Source organism: Bythopirellula polymerisocia, from assembly GCF_007860015.1.
Taxonomy (GTDB): Bacteria; Planctomycetota; Planctomycetia; order Pirellulales; family Lacipirellulaceae; genus Bythopirellula; species Bythopirellula polymerisocia.
The window spans coordinates 765,895-787,112 of the sequence record NZ_SJPS01000002.1 but is presented as its reverse complement, the minus strand read 5'-3'; the positions used below and the strand labels follow the sequence as shown (position 1 = coordinate 787,112).

Below are 21,218 nucleotides of genomic sequence, written 5' to 3'. Positions count from 1 at the left end.
AACCATACCCCTCGCACACTTTAACGAAAACAGTACTTCAGACGGAATGATGCCTTTTGATGTTCTGCGGAGGATGTTCCAACCATTACGTCATAGTTTCCCGCTTCCAGAACCGGTTTCATGTCCAGTCCGGTAAACGCAAGCATGTCTGGTGTGATCGTGAATTCTACTTTGCGGGTTTCACCTGGCTTCAACTCAATCTTCCGGAAACCTTTCAGCTCTTTGTCGGGGCGGGTTACAGAGCCGATCAAATCCTTCACGTAGAGCTGAACGACTTCCTTGGCAGCAAATTCACCAGTATTGGAAACATCGACGCTGACCACCAATTTGCCATCCCGCGCCAATTCATGGTCCGAAAGTTTCAGATTGGCGTATTTAAAAGAAGTGTAGCTTAGGCCATGCCCAAAGGCGAACAAGGGACCAGGCTTGGAGAACAAGTATCCTTTTTTGTAGTTAATCTCTTTCTGGCTGTAGTGGAATGGGAGCTGGCCGATTGAGCGTGGTACCGTGACCGGCAGCTTGCCCGACGGGGAGAATTCGCCAAACATCATTTTAGCCAGCACTTCATCGCCAAACTCGCTCAGGTCCCAGCAGTCGAGAATTGCATCGGCTTCTTCAGCGATGACGCTGATGGAAAGCGTGCGGCGATGCTTGAGCACAACCACAACTGGCTTACCCACAGCTTTGACTTGCCGCATCAATTCATCCTGCTGTCCAACAGGATCAATACTATCGCGGTCGCCAAGCGCACCATTAAAAAATGCCTCTTTAGCCGTAAACTCGTCTCCGCCTAGGAAGAGTACGGCCACATCTGCCTCTTGTGCCATCGAGACCATATTCTCTATGGCCTGTTCATTATTCTTGGTCAGCTCTGGAACGCCTCGCACTTCATTGGTCAGCTTGAAACCTTTTTCCGCTGAAAACTCTACAGCCGAACCGGCGGCTGCTTCAAATGCAGCCTTTGTGCTGTCATTGAGCAACGGCCCGAGCAAGGCTACTTTTCCGACTTTTTCCTTAATCAGCGGAAGTGTCTTCTTCTTATTCTTCAATAAAATGATCGATTCTTCATCCATGCGTTTCGCTAGCTCGAGCGAGGACGATGCACGGACACCCTGCTTTACTTCGTCGAGCTTGATGTAGGGGTTGTCGAAGAGACCCAGGATAAACTTAGTGCGCAGTACATGGCTCACTGAACGGTCAATGTACTTCATCAGCCTGGCATCCTGCTTCGCCATTTTTGGCAGCAGTGAAAAGGCAATGTCGCTGTACAAATCAACATTCATTCCAGCCTTAATCGCCATTTTCACGGCAGCTTCCGGTGTTTCGGCTACTTTCATGAAAGAGTGCAGGCGGGCAATATCATTTGAATCGGACACCACGTAGCCCTGAAAGCCCCACTCCCCACGCAATACTTCGGTAAGAAGCCACGGGTTCGCATGACTGGCTACTCCGTTAATGTCTCCATGCGAAGCCATAATGCCTAGCGTGTGTGCTCGTTGCACTGCGGCTTGAAATGGCGGGAATATTTCGTCTCGCAAAGTGCGCGGAGAAATTTCAATCGCGGCAAAATTGGTTCCTCCTAGAACCTGACCATAACCAGCAAAATGCTTAGTCACCGCACCGATATGTGTGGTATTACGCCCGGTTCCGTCGTAGCCTCCCTGTACACCAGTTACTGCGGCCACGATCATTTCAGTTGTTAGGTAAGTATCTTCGCCAAACGCTTCACTCATTCTCCCGAATCTTGGATCTCGTACTATGTCCGCTTCTGGAGAATGGCACATGTGCATTCCCCGCAAACGCGCCTCACGCCCAATCGCATCCCAGATGCTGCGGGTTAGTTCCACATTCCAGGTCGCCGCCATATTGATCGGCCGGCCAAAGCGGGTGCTGCCGTGAGCATCTACTCCGTTGTAGGATTCGGTGACAAACAGAGCTGGTATATTAAGTCTACTATTTTCGATGGTGTATTTTTGAAGTTGGTTGTTGAGCAATGCCGCTCGTTCAGGCGTCAAATGCTCTCCTGGATTTTTGATTCCGGCAATACCTTGTGCTAGTCGGTTCTGGACATCTTCCGATAATATTAGCTGGTCATCGTCGCTGAATCGGATCCCCAAATTCGCGTGGAACATCCGCATCTGAGCCACTTTTTCTTCCAGGGTCATGCGGCTGAGCAAATCGTCTAGCCTTTTTTCAACCGGCAAAGATGCATCTTGATAAGCAGCACCGGGGGCTGCACAAGAGGGGTTGATAATCGTGGCGAATAGAACAATTGAAATGCTCACCCGTTTTTTCGTGCAGAGAGTCTTCATTCTTGTTTCCTTATATATTGGCAAGCTATTCAGAAGGCAATTTGCATTTCCCTTGCTTTGGAGCAATGTCGATGTCTTACCAAATGCTAGATTTTACGCCTGCCCCTCAATGTTTTACTTTGACGCGTACATAGGGACGTATTGTTACAGGACCTAACATGCCCGAAGATTGTAAAGTGGCATCTTTACTCCAGTGTTTATAGGCGGTAAAAGCAACACGTTCAGATGGGCGTTTTGTCTCATTCAAAAGCCAACTAGGCCAGTTTTTAACATTAGGGCCTTTCCGTTCAAAGTCCTGGGGTAAATGTTCATCACCAACCAGTCTATTCGGCCAAAGGTTGGTAATTCTTACCTCAAGAGTATTTGCCCCTTCATTTACAATACCGTCCAAATTTAATCTAAATGGAGCCTTCCACAATATCCCCAGGTTCTTCCCGTTCACCACGACTTCCGCAATCATACGAACACTCCCCAGATCCAATTCCAGTGAGATCCCGGTACGAATCAGATGCTTGGGAAGAACGAAAAGCTGTTTGTAATTAGCAGTTCCAGAGAAATAACGTATTCCCTCATTAGACGAGGAAGACCATGAAGTCAATTCGTCGAATATGGCAAGTGCGGGTGCTCCAAGATTAGCGGGAAAGCTTACGTCCCATGGGCCGGTGAATTCAACGAGTTTGGGCACTGTTTTTACGTAAATCGTTTCAGATTCACCTGAAGAAGTTCTGTAAGTCAGCTGTCCCGGATAAGGGGTAACCCAATTAATTTCATCATCCTTAAAAACAAAAGCTGGCTCGGGAACACTCCGCGTTAAATTAAGATTTCGACCCGCAGGTATAGTACTCGTCCGTAGCTCACCATCGGTCGAATAAACGATGCGTAACTCTTTATCTTTACCCTGACCGGACGGGCCACCAATCAATCCGTCGTCTATCGCAATATGAATAATTCCTGACATGACTAAAGATTCTATTTTTTTGGTAACATCCGATGCGGGACTAGAGAAAGGTACGCCATGGGTTGTTCTGTCAAACTTTCCGAATACGGCTCGCAGTACTTTCAATTCGCCTTCGTCACCGGCGTCGATGTCAACGGCTTCCTGTTCCATAGCACAAGTCGCGTGGATGGAATCTCCGATCTTGTATTTGATTCGGAGTTCTTTCTTGTAGCCAGGAGCTGGATCACAATCGCAGAGTTCTCTGTTTGCGATCATGTAGAGTTGGTTGTCTTTGACGGCTTTGGCCGCGAACTGAGTGACATCGACCAAACCTTCTTGTAAAAACGTACCGTACTCAGCTTTGATGATTTTTAAACTTGGAAGCGGCGCTGCTGGGGGTCGATCAAGCTCTATTGTGGATTCAATTATGTGCCCAGAAGAGGAAAGTGATTTCCTGAACACAACAAAAATTGAGTCTTCCGAATCAAACTGGACAGGAATACTGGTGGTTCCATCACCATTGTCCTGCCAGACCAATGCGTTTGTGATTTGTCCAGTTTCAGCATCCCATAGTTCGGGCTGTTTTCCCGTTACTCGAAACCGGCACTGCTCCTGACGCTTTTCCTTTCGAGAGTTGGCAACAAAATAAATATCGACTTCATTCAGCTTTCGGTGAATGAAATCAAGATCCTCCCGGGTGCTGTTCTCGACATCAAAGTCAGGAGGAAAAGATTCTCTTGTAAACAGGTCTACGATTGAGTCTTCTTTGATTAAACCTGCATCCCACAGTTTGTCTGATAGTTGAGTTACTTGTTCATCACATTCGGGATAGTTGTGAAGACTGGGAGATTTTTGAGGTTTGGGACCGAGAATTGTTGCCCCGGCTTCAGCCAGTTCCTGTAATTTCTTGAGTGTTTCAGGTCTTATCCATGTGGTCTCGGGTAGCACTAGTGCTCGATAAGATCCTCCAGCCTTTGTGCGAATTAGCCCGTCGTTTGCTGACAATGATCCTATTTTGTTAACACCTATAAGATCATAGTCGTATCCCATGGCTTTAATCTCTGGCATCTGCAGCGCGTTATTGGGTGACGCTTCACCAGTGAACAGTAGAATATCGGCCACGCTACTGCCCTGTTGGAGCAAGAATTGAGACCGTGCAACATAATCCAGATATGCTACTCCTTGGTCCCACCAGGTATTCAACCGGTTGAATTCAAGACCATGGTAGCTCAACGTCAAACCGGGACCCACATCCCATGGCTGATGAACATAGCTATGGAAAATGAATCGATTGATCCCTTGCGCCCACGCTTTGTCTCCAATGGATTTGATCGTTGCGGGATGCTGCGTCCACCCCCCCATTCCAGTAAAGGCTTCGGCACCAACAATCGAATCGCCGTTCAATTTCGCAATGGAGGCCACGAATTTCGGAGAATCAAAAAAGGCCACATTTCCGCTCCAGAATTCACACATGATGATATCCCCGGTTTCGCCAACTTGCATGCTGTCGAATGGCCCCCAATAGGGTTCAACCGAGAAATTCATTCCATGTTGATGACAACGTTGGCGAAAATAGGCGTAATAATTCTCCGCCATCAAATCACCAATGGTGCGACGAAAATCCCAGAGGAAGCGTTCTGTGATTTCTCCACTCTCAACGTAGTAGCCCGCAAGTGTTGGCAAGAAGGGCAAGCAGTCATAACCGCGAAACCGCTTGAACGCCTTGTCAAAACCCGATGTCCAGTTGGCCGTGCCGACTTCGTAGCTATCAATGAGGCAGTTAGTCAGAACAGAACCGACCAGCGAGTCCAACTTTTCTAGGATGGGGTCGATGCCTCCTTCCCAAAACACATCAGCAGCTTTTCGGCTCATTTTATCGCACTCCAATCCGTGTCCACCGAAGGCGGCGGGATGGTTCTTCTTGCTTGTGGGGGTGTGGCCCAATCGTAGTATCACCCATTCGCCTTCCGCGGCGTTCCATTCCAGGTATCCGTCATCCGTGACCTTGACGGTCAAGTCGACAATCTCCGATTTCTTGATTAGAGCTGCCGTTGGAATTATTTTGGCGTCAGGCATCAAGTGATTGCGAATTCTGCCCGATAAGTTTTTAAAATCCAAATTGTCGATTCGTTGATTGCTTTTTGGTATTGGAAAGGCTAGGACGGCAATGTCCTTGTAGAAGTTTAATCGAGTGTCAGGTTGAGGCAAGCGGGCTTTGAACGGCTTGCCTCCTTTGTGAGTGATCTGGCTGGAGACCAATGTTTGCATGGCGTGTTCAGGTGTAATCCAGGGGCCTCCACTTGAAGACCAACCGGCCCCATTGTGGAATCCGAGCTCAAGGCCCAACCGTTTCGCTTCCAATCCGGCATGTTTAAACAGATCCAGCCATTCCGGACTTAAGTAAGCGGCGGGCCCTTGGGGATCTCCCAAATTGACATTAAAGATTTGAGCCTCTTGGACTCCTGCCTGCCTCATCGCTTCCAAATCGGCGGTGATACCTTCCTTTGTGATATTTCCGTTTATCCAATGCCACCATGTCCGGGCCTTTGCAGAAGAAGGCGGATTTGTGAACCCCGACTCAAGTGCATCACTTGCGTATAACCGAGTGATGGATACTGAGATAATAAGAATAAGTGTAAGAATCAGTCTCATTGTGCAATTGGTTGTTTCGGTGCTGTATAGTGTAAAACCTTTTTTAGGAGACATTGTGTATTGTCCTCTGAAAGCCCAGCTTTCGGACGTCTCTTACTTCTCGTTGTTGGTGAACTAGGCCGAAGTTACTCTAATTGAACCAGAATCTGTGTGCCCTCACGGTTTAGTACAGTTTTCTCCTTCGTTGTCTTGCCTTCATGCTTTACGATCACTGAGTAATCACCCAAGAATCCCCGTAGCTGGCATTCGCCTTGCGGGTCGGTCGTCAGGGTTTGGTTCGTCCACCACTGGTTGGCGACTAAGTCGACGAAAACCTTGCCGCAAGGCTTCACGGTCCAGTCTTCGCGCCACATCGCAGCAGCTGGTTTCCAGTGCATCCTCTCCCAAAACCCCCATTGGACGATCGCTTCAAAGTTTGGGTGGCTAAACGTTGCGATCATGACGTCTCGGTAGTAATCCGCTTGCAACGCTTCGTCGTCGCCCGCTTCGACATCAAACTCACTTAACTGCAACCGTGGCGCAATCTTGGCGAAGTCGTCGTAGACCTCCAGCAACTCTTCGGGGGGCGTTAAAGTAGAAAGGTCAAAATGGCCCATGAACCCAACGATGTCCGGTGCCTGACCCTGCTCGTCCAGGAACCTGATGATGCGTTTGTAGGGCTCGCGTTTGTAGCCATCGGGCAGGACCTTGCCCTCGTTGATCGCGTGGGTCGCATCGGGCGCTAGGCGTCGTGCCTCGGCGAGGATTTCGGAATAAATTTCGGGGCCACCGTATTCAATCTCGTAGGTGTGCTTTCCCCAGCCGACGATGTGATTGATGGTGTCCCACTCAGTCACAAACTCGGACGTCTTGGGCAACACGTCGGCCATGTGCTCCCACAGCCACGCTCGGTGCCCCTCGGGGTCGCCTAAGAAGCGCTTTTCAACTTCGTTGAAATCCATCGGCGCCCACCCGATGTAGTGCCCGCGCGCAGCGATCCCGTTGGCTTTCAACCAGGGAAGGGTTTTCTCCATCAGGATCCGATGCTTGCGGCTCCATTGCGGATCGCCGCTTTTCATCAGTTTCCAATTGCCGGGGCGCAGCTCGGACTCGAACGTCACGCGGTCAAAATACTTCTTGACGATTTCACGATATTTCTGAGCGTCCTCCCAGGTGACGGTCACCTTCCTCTTCGGCTGGATCGGGAATTCGCTCTTGTCGGCCCCAAGCACTTCGGAATTGACAGCGCTGCCGAATCCAAAGGCATGCTTCTGCATGGTGATAGTGACGCTCGCGTTGGCAACTGGGTCTCCTTGGGCGTCGACGACTCGGATTGCGATGTCGCCCTTACGGATATTCTCGATTCGCTTCAACGCCTCTTTGCGCCATGCCGCGTCGGCAGCGCGTCCCGGGTAATTCACCGTCGATCTGGGAAGTGTAGTGGGGTCGCAATGGGGGCCGTAGTTGACAAGCCGCAGGTCTGCGACCTCGGCAACCGTCCCCGCCTCGCCTAGATCGATTCGGATGCTGCTGTTCGTGAGGTCGTAGTCCAGAGGAGCAACGAACGAGCGCACGTGCTGCTTCCACTCGCGATAGGCTGACAGCTTGTACACATACCCCGGCGTATTGGGTCCAGCATTGACCGAGAAGTAGGCGTTGTTGGGTTGACCACCGGCGTTGGGGCGACGCATCCAGAAGGATATCAGCAGAACATCGCCCTTCCGGATCGTTTTTCGTATCGGGACGAACACCTGAATGTTTTTGGCATCACAATATCGCGTGCCCGACTCAACTTGATAAGCCTGCTCGAAAGGCATGCCCTCGATGGAAATCCACTCCCCGCTCGCCTCGACGTTTATCTTACGCAACTGCAACGATTCATCTTGGCTGAACTCAATAGCATCCTCACCGCCTTGGGGTAGTGTGATTGACTCGACCCCATGGACGACGCTTCCCATCAGCAATGAAACCGTCACGAAGAAGACCGCCAGCTTCTGGTCTCTATGAGTCACGATGATGCTTGTATGATGTTCTCTGGTAAAGGTATTTGTCATCATGCAGATGTGAGTCAGATATGGAGATCTTTCCTAAAGTGTGAAACCATGATGGTCATACAAAAAGAAGCTACTGCCCTGCCTTCACTTTCCTTGCCGCGGTTCTTTGATGCGTATCGAGTTGCTTCGAAAGGGTAGAAACTAAATCCGCATATTCGGGTAACTCAACGAGATTGCGTGATGACTCCTGGGAGTCGCGATGATCGTAAAGCTCTCTTGCTATGATTTTCTTGTTTTCTATATTTACCCATTCGGTGTAGCGCCAACCATCGGTTCGTAAACTGTAGCCCATCTTGGTACCTCGAGGATATTGGCTTAGCGCGTAGGGGCGAGTCGCTTCGCCTGGATCCTTCAACACTGGTTCAAGACTTGTTCCTTCGCAGGATTCAGGAATATCGCCACCGGTGAGCTTGACTAAGGTTGGAAATACATCAACCATCTCCACTAGAGCTTCGGTGCGTTCCCCTTTGGCAAATCCGGGAGCAGAGAGGATCAATGGCACACGTGTATCTAGTTCGAGATTCGTATGCTTGCACCAGAGACCATATTCACCCAGTTTGTAACCATGGTCACCCCACAAGACGACAATAGTATTGTCGCGCAGACCCAATCGATCGAGTTCGGCCATGACTTTTCCCACTTGGGCGTCGGCGAAGCTGACGCATGCGGCGTATCCATGCATCAATTCTTGAGTTTGCTCGTCACTCAGCGGTCCTTCCTGAGGTATTCCCTGGTAGAGCCGCAATTCTCCCCAGCTTGTAAAGGCAAGCAAAGGAGCTCCTTGCGGCAGTTTGCGTTCTGGCACAATGAATTGTTCGCGTCGGTAGAGGTCCCAATATCTTTGGGGCGCGGAAAAGGGCAGGTGCGGTTTGGCGAACCCGACGCACATGAAAAACAACTTGTCCTTGCTACGTTGCAACGCATTAATCGCCTGATTGGCGACTGCACAATCCCGATAGGCGTCGTCTTCAACGTCGGCCGCTTCGAACGCAGGTCCTCGCGCTGCTCGGCCTAACGCCACCCCTTTCACCCCTCGTGTTTTTGCTTGTGTCTTTAGCAGTGCGATAGATTCAAGCGATCTTGGATTCGCATAAAGTTCGCCGGGGACATCGGGCAGGTCAGTCCAATACTCTCTATCGTCGGTGTGATGATGGTAAACCTTGCCGAACGACAAGGTCTCGTATCCGTTTTCAAAGAAGTACCGGGGCATGGTCATTGAATCGGGAATCGTACGACGCAGCGGGGACGTCAGATCGTAAATGCCGAGTGTATCCGGATGCTGCCCCGCCATCATGCTGGCACGAGAAGGTGCGCAAATCGCTTGTTGGCAATAAGCTCGGTTAAATAGCACTCCATCTGAGGCCAAGGCATCGATATTCGGACTGTTGATGTAGTCCTGGCCATAGCAACCTAATTCTGGTCGCAAATCATCGATGAAGAAAACTAGGATATTTTTTTTCTCGCTCGCCAACGCAAGGGGAGTTGAAAAAGAAAGCAACAGGTAGATGAAAACAGTAAGGTGTTTCATATCAAGACTAGTGCTCTTGTTGAGCAGCCCAGTGGTCATAATGGTTGCGGATCAGGAACGAATAATTGCCGAATTCGCCAATCCACAATCCATAGGCCAATTGTGGGGCCATGTGCGGATCATTGAAGTTGTCAGGGGCAGCGAACAAAGCACCAGAGCCGGGCATCTCTCGTCGGCCGAGCGGAATGTAATAAAACGACTCGCGCGCGTTACAGTCGCCGTCATGGATGAAGTCGAGGTCGTTTGAGACAACCGAATTAGAAAACTGGGGCTCTGCCCTGGTCGCTCCCACCGACAAGTCGACAGCGACCATTAGAGGGTGTGCGAATTTGTGATGTTTCCAAAACATATTTTTGTGCTACTTCTTCTCGCCTCTCGGGGCGGACTACTTAGTTTTTCCTGGAATCCCTACTCAGCCAGTCCAAATAGCTATTGGAAGGATCGTTCTCACTTAATTGACGGACGAGTCAGATTGGGAGCAAGCTTCCTACGAGCAACGCTAATAAAGAGAACAAAATAACAATAGTGGCTCAGGACCGCTAATTCGCCATCGTTTCACTTCCAAAAAGCCCAACATTGGACAAGAATTCTTACAAAATGTGGTGGATCCACTTCTCAAAGCTCTGATCAGATTGAGATAGAATGCCGCAAACCACCTCCATCCAAACTCGCTAATTTATGATTGTAAAACTGGGTACTTCTCAAAGGACGATCCACTTATTTCACCTCCCTGTATCCTCCCACCAGCCCCCGGAAGGCGAATAGTCTTTCTTCAGAAACCCGGCGTGCTCACGCTCCAGTTTGAGGATCTCGACTTGGCGCGTGTGAATTTGCTGTCGCTCGTATTTGGCTTTGTCGAAGTTTGGATTCACCGTGGGCATACGGGCGCCGGCATTTTCTAACCAACGATCAAGATCTACTTTCAACTCCCTTGCTTTATCAAGGTGATTGGTTAGTGCATTCGATTGCTCGCCGATGTCCTGCGCTAAGTTGTAAAGCTCATCACGACCATCTTCATAGTAGTGGATCAGCTTCCAATCGCCACTAATCACTATCGAACTAGGTTCACCACCTTGGTTTCCATAGTGGGGATAATGCCAGTAAAGATTTCGATCTTCGATGGACCTACCAGAGAGCAGTGGGACAAGACTTACTCCGTCGAGATGCTGGTCAGCTTGACACTCCAGACCAGTTAATTCGAGTAGCGTCGGGTAAAAATCAGTCCCAGTGACCGGCACGTCGCACGTCAAACCGGACGTAATTTTCTCAGGCCACACGATGTAGTAGGGTACTCGAATACCACCTTCCCATTGTCGGCCCTTCCCACCACGTAGTGGCAAATTCGACGTCGCCTTGTTGTCGCCAGCCGATACACCACCGTTGTCGGAAGTGAAGACAATAATCGTGTTTTCGGTCAAGCGGAGCTTGTCAAGCTTCGATAGTACGATGCCGACTGCTTCATCCATCGTTTCCACCAGACCCGCATAGAGGGGATGGTCTTGTACCTGTCGAACAGGTGCCAAGCGATCGACGATGAATCGCCTCTCGGGGACCGCGCCCGCGTTAACGGCTTTGTCACGATACTTTTTCCAAAGCACCTGAGTTGTTTGGACCGGAGCGTGGACTGCGTAGAATGAAAGGAAAGCAAAGAAGGGCTCGCCTTTGTGTGTCTCGATGAAGCTGGCAGTTTCACGGCCGAGCCTTAGCGGCAAATACTCGCCCCTTGGCCCGTCTTTCATTTGAGGGTTGTTCCAGGGTGAAAAAAAACCGCCCGGAGGTGAACCACTGTGATTTCCCCCTATGTTGATTTCAAATCCATGATCGGTCGGAAGTGACCCTTTCCCGCCGAGGTGCCACTTGCCGGCAAAGAAAGTTCGATATTCGTGGTCGCGGAACGCTTCGGCAATCGTCGTCTCTTCTGCGGGCAAAGCATGGTTATAAGTTGGTGGCAGTAGCTTCGCGTTGTTCTTCTTCCCCCAAGCTTCACCTTCTAGCGCTCCGATCCAGTCCGTAATATCAAGCCGTGCCGGATACTTGCCAGTCATTACGCTAGCGCGCGACGGGCTACAGACCTGACAAGTGGAATAGCCCCGAGTGAACTTCATTCCCTCACTAGCGATCCGGTCGATGTTGGGTGTTTCGTATAACGAACTCCCTTCATTACCCAGGTCGCGCCAACCTAGATCATCGGCAAGGATAAACAGGACATTAGGGCGCTCGTTTCGGCTCACCTCTTGAGCTGTAACCGAATCCGTTAAATTCGCCACGAATGCGCAACCGACCCAAAGCCAACTCAGGTATTTCATGACCAATAATCTTTTTCTGCGACTGGAGTCTTGCATCTCAGCGTCACTTCCCCGCGATATCAACTTATCCCGTGTCAAGATATAGCCAATGCACTGATTCGATCTAACCTATCCATCGTGAGCCAAAGTCATCGCCACAGTTTCAATCACTTTGAAAGTGGATGTGATTTACACACCGGAGTTTATAGATAGACGCCCGCATCGCAAGCCGGACGTTCACTTGGGGATGTAATGCGAAATATGAAAACTCAACTTACACACTTAGGTCAGATCAGATAGCTACAAACACTTTCAGATCTCTAATTCCTAGGTTCTTCAGGAATTTTAATCGGTAGAATTAGTGTCCAAGTGTACCGCTAGAGACCTTCGCTCAGGCTCGACAAACGGGCCGCCCTTGCGCCTTAGCCCTCGCATCAGGCCCTCAACGGCGGGGCGAAGGGCCGATGCGTGGGCGACGGCGAAGGGCTTAGCCGGACCCCACTGGATTATCAGTAACCCCTTGAAATTCAGATTGCCCAATAAAAAACCTGAAGAGCCCTAAATCTTTACCCTCTCAGAAAAAATATTGGAAAATTCAGGCGGTCGATTTACTCGGCTTTCGCGATAAACTTCCACGTGCCGGGCACGACTTTAAAGGTAATGTAGTTGCCATCCTGGCCGTTCCAAGTGATGCCCGAAATGTTGTTCGTAAAGACGCCGTTTTTCCAGATTATGGAACCGTTGGCCTCAATCACCTTCGCAGCGATCGACGCTTTTGGAATCCCGACCACCGCCATCGTTCCCTCTGGCGAAATCAGCTTCATAGTGAAGGTTTTGTTCGCAAGTTTGATGTCGACCGTGATATCGCCTTTCACACTTGGTACAACCTGCTTGACGGACGAAAGGTTAAGCAGGTTTGGCTTCACGTAATACGCTTCCCAGGCAACGGAATCCGCGGCAACACCGGCAATATATTTTGAAAGAATATAGTTCGGGGCATTCCAGGCGTGGTTATAGGTTCCGCCTTCCCGAACCCCCATGTATTCATCCAGGGTCGTGCGCACTTCCAGCTCAACTTGAGGAATATAACGCGCCATCATTCGATCAATGGCTTCGTCAAGATATCCCGCCTTGATCATCGCCTCCTCAACCATCCACTCCATATGCGGGCTGGCATTCTGCTCGGGAATCAACACGTTCTTCACAATAGAGTCATACTTCTCCGGGCCCGCGAGACCTGAAAGAATGGCCAATGCATTCGCCCGATCATCCTTGAGCTCTCCGCTGGTATAATAACTTTCATTCCAATACTGCTGATTAAACGCCGATTTCATGCGTTCCATTCGCTCTTTGAACATCGCGGCGTCATCCGGCTTGCCTAAGAGTGTTGCCATATCGGCAGCCGCCTGAGCCGCCATATAATACAAACAGGGCTGGATCGGTTTGCGATCCCGGTGTTTGCCCCAATCCGGCCAGGACGTGTCACCCTCACGCCAGGACAGCACCCCGTCCTCGTCGATCGACCATAAACTCAGGTATGCGCGAACTACGGGATAGGCATTGGCAATCGTTTCCGCATCGCCTGTATTGTAATAATAGTGCCATATGCCCTGACTGATGAATTGCAGGCTTTGCATGACAAACTCATCCTGAAACCCGGGAGCCAAACCGGCAATGATATCATCACGGCTGAATCTAACCGTTACATCAATGGCTTTTTTCAGCAACTGCCGCCCGGCCTCATCCATCGTATAAAAAACCGGACCGGACTGATCGGCCACATCACCAATCCACAATCCGCGTTCACGGTCCGGGCAGTCCATGAAATTATCGCGAGCACAAACGTACAACGTGTTACGCGCCATCCACCAAAGCCGCGTTAAAAACGGATCGCTGCATTCAAAGGTGCCGGTCATCTCCCCAACACCAGTCCAGCGATACTTCAAGGCTTTAACTGTTACCCCCTTTGGAATGAGATAAACCACCTCGTGCCCATTCATCCAGACATAGGATTCAAATGCCTGCTCGCCATCGCACGTTTTGTAGATACCGACAACCCGGTTCGCGGAATTATCGACTCTCATCCGAATCGTCTGCCCAGATTTGGACTCCACCTCTAAGTAAGGTGTAATCTGTTTATTGAACGGGAGCTTACATGTGATTTTCCCACCCGGGCTGACAAACGGAAATTTTGAGGGTGGATAATTATCATAATATTTCAGACCATTGTCTTTCAGCAAGGGAACCCGATTCTTAATCAACAAATTCCACGGAGCGGTAGGTGGAACACCTTTTTCCACGGCATTCCTCCAGTTTGAATCATCAAATTCTGCTGTATACCAGGCTCCATCCGTCCAATCGCCCAACGCGTTGTTCGCATCAAACTTCACATTAAACTGCGGCACCTGACGATGATTACCACCGCCTCCACTGGCCGAATCGTATGCCGGATGGACTTTCATTTTCCAGCTGCGGTCTGTCACAAGCCGTGTTTTTCCAAGATCAGCCTGAAGCACTAGGCCTCCCTGTCCGCTATCCAGGTGGCACTTCCGCGAACGCCCCCAATACCAAACCAGAACGGCTACCGTGTTTTCACCTTTTTTCAGGAATGGTGCCAAATCCAGCTCTTCATAATAGGTATCGTTGGGGTTAGGGCCTCGAGCAATACCGCCCTCGAAATGGGCCATTTCACCATTCACCCAGATCCAGTATTTGCTATCCACCGCAATGCTCGCGACGGCCTTAGCAGGCACATCTGTCAGCTTGAACTCCTTACGAAAAGCCATCCACGTGTTCGTCGGACCGGCCTCCTTCTGCCAAATCCACTGGGCCTTCCAATCGACCGGCGATGTTTCGGCTACGGCTCCAGTTACATTCAGAACGATCGAAAGGATTAACAATAGTAGTCGGTTCATTTGATTCCTAGTGACGGCCCGGGCACAGACTACTTCGACCTTGCCGCCATAAGGTGTCGAATCGACGATCAGTTAAATGCTTATCCACTTGTTGAGACCGTGATAATCACGAATCGCCAGACCAAACTGATTGCTGCATTGCGTAAGGCGCGCTGCCTCTCGCGCCGCCTGAACCGCAGATAGCAACAGGGACAGAAGATCGCCAATAATCGCAACCGAGTCTAGCAACTCAAAGGATGTAAGACTCTTTGGAGGATGAAAATTCGCCAGAATCAAGCATGCAAAACTCCAGTAAGCATTGGCGGTTAGACCACAAGGCGATTCTTGAAAGAAAAACGGACTACTGGTAAACCACCCAAGGAGTGCTGCCTTGGGACTCGTTTAAAGCCTTTGCGGGTCACAATCGCCCTGCCAGAGATAAAACGTCTCGATCGCCGGGAGTTGGACAATAATTCATTGGATCTCTTAAAGAAAGCATAACAAATGTGTAAGAGAATCCCTTCCGATCTGACATAACTGCTTTTACTAAAAGCACTTACTGTAGTTTTTGCAGGCCTTCAGGGCAGCCTGGCTCTTGCAGATGATGCCATTCCCCATCCCTGCATTGCCATCTTGGCTACCGCAATCGTTGTTCCGGAATAATTCTAGCGACGATTTTTTGTCCATTTTCCACCTACATGGAAGTGATACACTGCGTTATCCGGCTGATGCGCTAATCAGCGAAAACGACCTAGTCTCATCTAACCGATTTCAATGGGAAATCCCGCTTGTTCGAGTGGCCTCAATTCTGACGTAGTTAGGAGAACTTAATGCATGTCTCAAATTGACTTACAACGATCACACAGCTTTTCACGCCAGGTGCGGAGTGCGGCTTTGTACGGTTTTACTCTCGTCGAGCTATTGGTCGTGATCGCGATCATCGGGGTGTTGGTAGCGTTGTTGCTGCCTGCGGTTCAGGCGGCCCGCGAAGCTGCTCGCCGGACGCAATGTGTTAACAACTTGAAACAAAGTGGACTTGCCGCATTGAATTTTGAGTCTGCTAACAAACACTTTCCCACGATCGGTCTTGCCTATGTTGGCTATGGTGCTGGATTAGCAGGGCCCAATGGACAGCCAAACGTTCGTAGCAAAGCTGCGGCTGAGAATTTATCTTGGGTTTATCAGGTCATGCCATATATTGAGGCTGCCAACTTGTTCGAGTTGCGTTCCCAGATGGGTTTGGTGCCGGAGACTTTTGAAAAAGTCCTGCCGGGCATGACTTGCCCCAGCCGGGGACTTCGAATTCTCATTGATACGATAGGGGATCAGGCGTTTTACGGTGATTATGCCTCGTTTGCCATGGATTATTACTTTGCACAAAGAATAAAAGGGGATACTGGCACAGATGTGCCATTTCCTAATCAGCTTATTGATCCAATTCGTGGCGATCCCAGCCAGGCAAGTGATATCGAAGAATTTGTCACTCAGGGAATTATTGGCAGAAGCGGATACCTCAGAGCCTCGCAGGCAGCCAGCGCTCTCGTCAAATACGGCAAAATTGGAGTTGCACAAGTTTCGGACGGTACTTCCAATACTCTGATGTTTGCGGAGAAAGCTGTTCCAGCGCACCTGTACACATCCCCCTCAAATCCAACCGAGCGTGGGGGCATCTTTGCAGGAAGTTTCTCTACCGTGCGACTTGGTCGCGGTGGCCCCTATCCTGATAGCATCACATCGGACTCTCCCAATTATAAAGAATTCTCACAAAATCAAAGTTTTGGGTCGGCCCATCCAGAGACACTCATCAGCGTTTTTGGCGATGGCTCCGTCCACACGCTCAACATGAGTATCGATGCATTGACGCTTTACAAGATCTGTCACCGTGCAGATGGCCAGACCGTTGAAATGGGTTCGCTTTAAGTTACTGGAAGAAGTTTCGGATTGAATTCCAAACCGATATCCGGCTGGAATACAATTACATAAGTTTATGTGTAATCGTATTCAAACAATCTAAGGAATTACCCTCGATATGAATATCAAGCTCTTCAAACCAGTTCGTGTCTTGATGTTGCTTTCCCTATGCTTCCTGAGCGGTTGTGGTTCATCTCAGGACGCAGACTTCGTGATGGCGTCCAATGACACAAATATTAAAAAACTGGCCAGTGCCTATCAGCTTTATGCATTCAGATCTGGATACATTGGCCCCAAGTCGATGGATGATCTGAAGAATTTTCTCAAAACTAACGAAAAGATTGCAAAAAACCTAGAGCTGATGGGGCTCGACCGCGAGAAGATCGATGATTATTTCATTAGCGAAAACGATGGACAGGAATTCGATTTCCGTTGGGAAATTTTTATTAATCCAGATACAGAACGCTCAAAAGAGCCATTGGTGTTTGAAAGGGAGGGTAAGGATGGCATCCGACTCGTGATGCTTTCCAATCGGAAGATTCTCGAAGTCGATAACGACAAGAAGTATCAAGACCTTCTTAAAGGACATGTTGATCGAAATGAAGCCAAGACCGACTTGGAGAAGGCAGAAGAAGCAGCAGCTTTGTGAATGACAGTTCACTTTTCGCTACGAGCCTACGCTGAAAGTTGACATAAGTCACGCGGTTTTTTCCTCGCACGTTTTGACTCTAGTTGGAGTCTCCGCTAAAGGGGCGAGTGACTCACCGTTTAAGATCATGAAACGCGCGTATAGTGAAAGCTACTGCGCGTTTCATACTAATAAAGCTACTTCACTGCCAATTTGACAAACTCTTCCAGATCTCGATTTAGAGCCAAACTAACTGCATTGAGAAGAATCTATCCTGGCGTTTTGAGAAGGTATTCGGCAGAGGCAGATTTTGCGAATTCGGCTCTGGCTTGACTGACCCGGACCGTTTTTTCGATGGGTCGTTTTGGCATAGTCGCTGGTCAGTTGGTTGACCTTTTCCTGGATCGTCATCCGCGACAGTAAATCCTCGACCCGCATTTCAATAGGCTGATCTTGATCCTGGTAAAGCACGTCAGTCGCCGAAGAGAGTGGTATTAAACCATAGGCTGTCAGAAATGCCGCCGTGAACACCGGCATCTTACTCACTTAGGCCTTTCCTTCTATCCCATTGAATCGTTGATTATTTGCAGTCGTTTCAGCTGGATCTCCAAATAATCTGCCACGAACAATGCTAGTCGAACATGAGGGGCATATAAGAGAGATATTTTATGGATGTGTATTTGTCATTGATGATAGGGTCAGGATACCAGTAGAAAATTTGAAACATGGACCTACTCAGTCGCAGCCTCAGTTTCCACGAAGCGATAGTCCACTACATTCAGAGGTGAGGGAATTCCGTCGATAGGTTCAGGTCGATTGGTTTTGATTTCCTTCGTGGGCTCTTGCTGGCTGTAGATCGAAAGCACATTTTCCTCTTCCCACCGCTGGAGGTCCAACACTGCATCACCGTAAATTGAATGGTGATGTGTTAGTTTGATGTCCGTCCACTCCCAACGCGTCTGATGAGAATCGGGCTGCCCTTTGGCAATGAACAACTCCTCATCATCGGTGTAGACGAGAACCAATGAACGATTGGATGCGCCGACCAGCTTGGGTCGATCTCCTCTAAACGGAAGAGTCTCGTGATACCAATATCCGTTGCTGGATCGCCAATAATGGTTATAGCATCTTGCCCAGAGACCTTTTATGCGGTGACTCAGCACGACGTGGATGCTACCATCGGCGAAGGCATAGTGGGTATTCTGATTGGTAGGTATAGACCTGGACGGGATGGAGGCGACAACTAGACCGGGAGTGTCAAGATGGATAAAGTCTTTGCCGGTTTTCCCGATGATCTCTCCAGCCGAATTATGCCAAGTTCTACCATGGTCGTCGCTGTAGGCGTAACATAGATCATGTTGATTGGCGGGATCGGTTTTCTCAAATCGATCCCGCCAAACCCAAGAGACATGAAGCCGCTGTCCTGCGTAAGACAATGAGTCCATATACGGGCAGCGAGAGATACTTGTTTTGCCGTTCGCAGTGTACAATCCGATGTCACGCGCAATGAATTTGCCTAAGCTAATATTCCAATCATGCTTCTCACCGTCGTACTCCTCGATCATGCCGTCTCCGTCTCCCGAGGTAACAGCCCGATAATAGAGCATTAGATTGCCGTTCGGGGCCCGAAAAAATCTCGGGTAGGTTACTTGTTTGTCGGGTTGGACCGATCCGAGCGTGTGCATTACTGGGCCGAAAAGATCAGCATTCCAGTCTACCGAGTCTGGATCATGCACGGCCCCCAGTCTCGAAACACGGTAGTTCAATCGCGTTGCGTGGTGATCGAAGGCCATGTGAATTGTGCCATCCTTTTCGCAAATGCCGATGACTGCTGCATTGTGTGAGTCGTTGGATTCCAATCGGTGATCGTCGAACTTGATCACTTTCCAAGAACCACTTGGTAGCTTTCTCCTGCCGATGCACAAGCATCTTTCCGCATCGAAATAGGTCACGTATTGAAAACCCCTATAGGTCGTCAATGGCGTTTGTTGATGCGTCCTCCCATTGACCGTATTCGAGAAGCGAGTTGCGGGACCAGTCGCGAAGGTCAAAGCCTTTTCCTCAACGGTGGTCTTCTCGATCCTTTCGAGCTTGCTCGGGTGAACCTGTGAAGAAACAATTACCGCAATCGGCCCCGATAAGAACAGGCCAAAAACCAATGACCTTGATGTTGATAGCATGAGTCTCTGAGTTTGTGTTGGAGGACGTGATCGCATAAGAGTTAAGCAGCTTCTTTACTTAGATACAGAACCAGCGCTATCCAATATGGCACTCAGCCCCGATGCGTTTCAAATAGCTGCACAAATTCTTTGTGAACTTCGGGGTATTCCACCGAAAGCTCGGTCTGCTCGCCGGGATCGGTTTTAATGTTGTACAACTCGACGGGGGCTTCTGTTCCGTAGTGCACGGCCTTCCACTGCCCCCTCCGGGCCGCTTGAAAGACTTCGCCTACAATTCCTGAATTTGGGTCACCAGCTTGCTTCCCAAATTCCCAATAGAGAGTCCTCTCCGGAATCGATCTCGGATTGTCCTGCAGAAGTCCTCGAATCGAGACACCGTTGGTCCGGGCCCGAGGTACGGTGTCGAGTGACACCCCAGCAACCTCAGCTAAAGTTGGCAGTACGTCGGCAAACGCCCACGGCGTATCGTCTACTCTTGCCTTGGTAATCGCCCTTGGCCAACTGGCGATCATGGGAACATGAAGTCCGCCATCGTAGACGTCGCGTTTTATCCCTCGATAAGGACTCGACGCCTGGAAGAAATTAGGGTCGCCACCACCTTCTTCATGGGGACCGTTATCCGATGTGAAAAAGATCAGCGTATTGTCCGCAATTCCTATTTCCTCGAGTACTGCTACGATTTGCCCTACGTAGTCATCCAGTGCCGTCACCATCCCGGTTAACCTTGCATGTGGTTTCTCGACCGGTTCTGGATAATACCAAGCATATTTGTCACTGGGTTCGCCGCTCGACATACCGGCATACGACTTTTCGGGAAATTGGTCGTGATATGGTTCGATGTAACGCTGCGGTGCGGCTAGCTCGGCATGCGGTGACGAAAATGCGAGCAGAACGAAAAACGGATTTTCATGCGGCTCGATGATGTATTTGATCGCTTCTTCGGTGAATAGTTCTTGTGCGTAAGCACCCTTTTTCCCGCCTTCGTTGGCCTGGATGCGTAGTTTCTTACCGTCATGCCACAACATATCCGAATACTGGCGATGGCCTTCAAGAATTGAATACATGCCAAACCAAGTGTCAAAACCCATCGCGAGGGGGTCCGTAATGCCCATCTGCGAGCCGATCGAATACTTGCCGAACATCGCTGTGTCATAACCCGCTCTCTTCAGCACATGAGCTACTGTTACATCAATCTCGCCTAACTGGACGGTGTTAGAGTTGTTATCCATCAAACGGCTATCACGTCCCGTAAATAGGGACACTCTCGAAGGGGAACAGACCGTATTGCCTGCATAGGCCTGAGTGAACCGAATACCGTTACTGGCGAGCCGATCAAGATTAGGCGTCTTGATAGGGGTACTACCGTAGCAACCTACTTGGTTGAAACCGAGATCGTCGGCAAGAATAAAGATGATGTTAGGTCTCGATTCGGATGCAACCGAGAACTGTTTATCTGCCCCGCCGGCAAAGGAGCAGGCCAAGAGAGAAAAGAACAACAACGTCGAAGCAAACGGTTTCGGTGGCACTATAGGGGAGCCCTTTGCAAAAATAGGTATTTCTAGAGATTCGTCTCGGTTCCCGTCACGGGTGGCACATCAGGGCGACCAAAACACCAATGATCGCAATCACCACTAACAATGCAATCAATGTGAAAACACTAAATTGCCTCCCCCGCTTATCTGGGCAGGTTGCGTTAATTCATGTTGTCGCTTTCTAAGTTAGCGCAACCCATACATCCCTCAAGAGACAATAGAGCCGCGTTTCGGCGTAGCCGGAGTAATCAGAGCCTTACTTTCCGGTCGGCCTCGTGCCCTGATAAATGGTTTTAAGCACGGAATACTTGCCTCATTTCCATTGA

12 protein-coding genes are annotated in these 21,218 nt (G+C 49.7%); 2 read left to right on the top strand and 10 right to left on the bottom strand.

Annotated elements, in window-relative coordinates:
* Window positions 1-20: 20 nt before the first annotated feature.
* The 7 genes from Pla144_RS09280 to Pla144_RS09250 form a co-directional block, all read right to left on the bottom strand.
* Window positions 21-2,312, bottom strand: coding sequence for a glycoside hydrolase family 3 N-terminal domain-containing protein (locus tag Pla144_RS09280; RefSeq protein ID WP_146450348.1), 2,292 nt, complete (start codon window positions 2,310-2,312; stop codon window positions 21-23).
* Window positions 2,313-2,418: 106 nt separating this feature from the next.
* Entirely contained in the window at window positions 2,419-5,955 is a 3,537-nt protein-coding gene (locus Pla144_RS09275) for a glycosyl hydrolase (RefSeq protein ID WP_197530525.1), read from the bottom strand.
* A 71-nt stretch (window positions 5,956-6,026) separates the two neighbouring features.
* The gene (locus tag Pla144_RS09270; protein ID WP_231936258.1) at window positions 6,027-7,892 is read right to left on the bottom strand and encodes an endo-1,4-beta-xylanase; all 1,866 of its coding nucleotides are present in this window, start codon (window positions 7,890-7,892) and stop codon (window positions 6,027-6,029) included.
* A 112-nt stretch (window positions 7,893-8,004) separates the two neighbouring features.
* Window positions 8,005-9,462, bottom strand: a complete 1,458-nt coding sequence (locus Pla144_RS09265; RefSeq protein ID WP_231936256.1) for a sulfatase — start codon at window positions 9,460-9,462, stop codon at window positions 8,005-8,007.
* 7 nt (window positions 9,463-9,469) lie between these two features.
* A complete protein-coding gene (locus Pla144_RS09260) occupies window positions 9,470-9,775 on the bottom strand; it encodes a hypothetical protein (protein ID WP_197530524.1) in 306 nt (101 codons plus the stop codon).
* Window positions 9,776-10,184: 409 nt separating this feature from the next.
* The gene (locus Pla144_RS09255) at window positions 10,185-11,768 is read right to left on the bottom strand and encodes a sulfatase (RefSeq protein ID WP_146450342.1); all 1,584 of its coding nucleotides are present in this window, start codon (window positions 11,766-11,768) and stop codon (window positions 10,185-10,187) included.
* A gap of 587 nt (window positions 11,769-12,355) precedes the next feature.
* On the bottom strand, window positions 12,356-14,662 hold the full coding sequence (locus tag Pla144_RS09250) for an alpha-L-rhamnosidase-related protein (RefSeq protein ID WP_146450340.1): 2,307 nt from the start codon (window positions 14,660-14,662) through the stop codon (window positions 12,356-12,358).
* Between the two features lie 822 nt (window positions 14,663-15,484).
* Here Pla144_RS09250 and Pla144_RS09240 point away from each other — a divergent pair.
* Both Pla144_RS09240 and Pla144_RS09235 read left to right on the top strand, forming a co-directional pair.
* The gene (locus tag Pla144_RS09240; RefSeq protein WP_449240213.1) at window positions 15,485-16,561 is read left to right on the top strand and encodes a DUF1559 family PulG-like putative transporter; all 1,077 of its coding nucleotides are present in this window, start codon (window positions 15,485-15,487) and stop codon (window positions 16,559-16,561) included.
* 109 nt (window positions 16,562-16,670) lie between these two features.
* Window positions 16,671-17,201: a hypothetical protein gene (locus Pla144_RS09235; protein WP_146450336.1), complete on the top strand. Its 531-nt coding sequence runs from the start codon at window positions 16,671-16,673 to the stop codon at window positions 17,199-17,201.
* 228 nt (window positions 17,202-17,429) lie between these two features.
* On the opposite strand, the gene Pla144_RS09230 is transcribed toward Pla144_RS09235, so the two are convergent.
* The 3 genes from Pla144_RS09230 to Pla144_RS09220 form a co-directional block, all read right to left on the bottom strand.
* A complete protein-coding gene (locus tag Pla144_RS09230) occupies window positions 17,430-17,726 on the bottom strand; it encodes a hypothetical protein (protein ID WP_146450334.1) in 297 nt (98 codons plus the stop codon).
* Window positions 17,727-17,911: 185 nt separating this feature from the next.
* A complete protein-coding gene (locus Pla144_RS09225; RefSeq protein WP_146450332.1) occupies window positions 17,912-19,360 on the bottom strand; it encodes a BNR repeat-containing protein in 1,449 nt (482 codons plus the stop codon).
* A gap of 92 nt (window positions 19,361-19,452) precedes the next feature.
* Window positions 19,453-20,886, bottom strand: a complete 1,434-nt coding sequence (locus Pla144_RS09220) for a sulfatase-like hydrolase/transferase (protein WP_449240211.1) — start codon at window positions 20,884-20,886, stop codon at window positions 19,453-19,455.
* Window positions 20,887-21,218 lie beyond the last annotated feature (332 nt).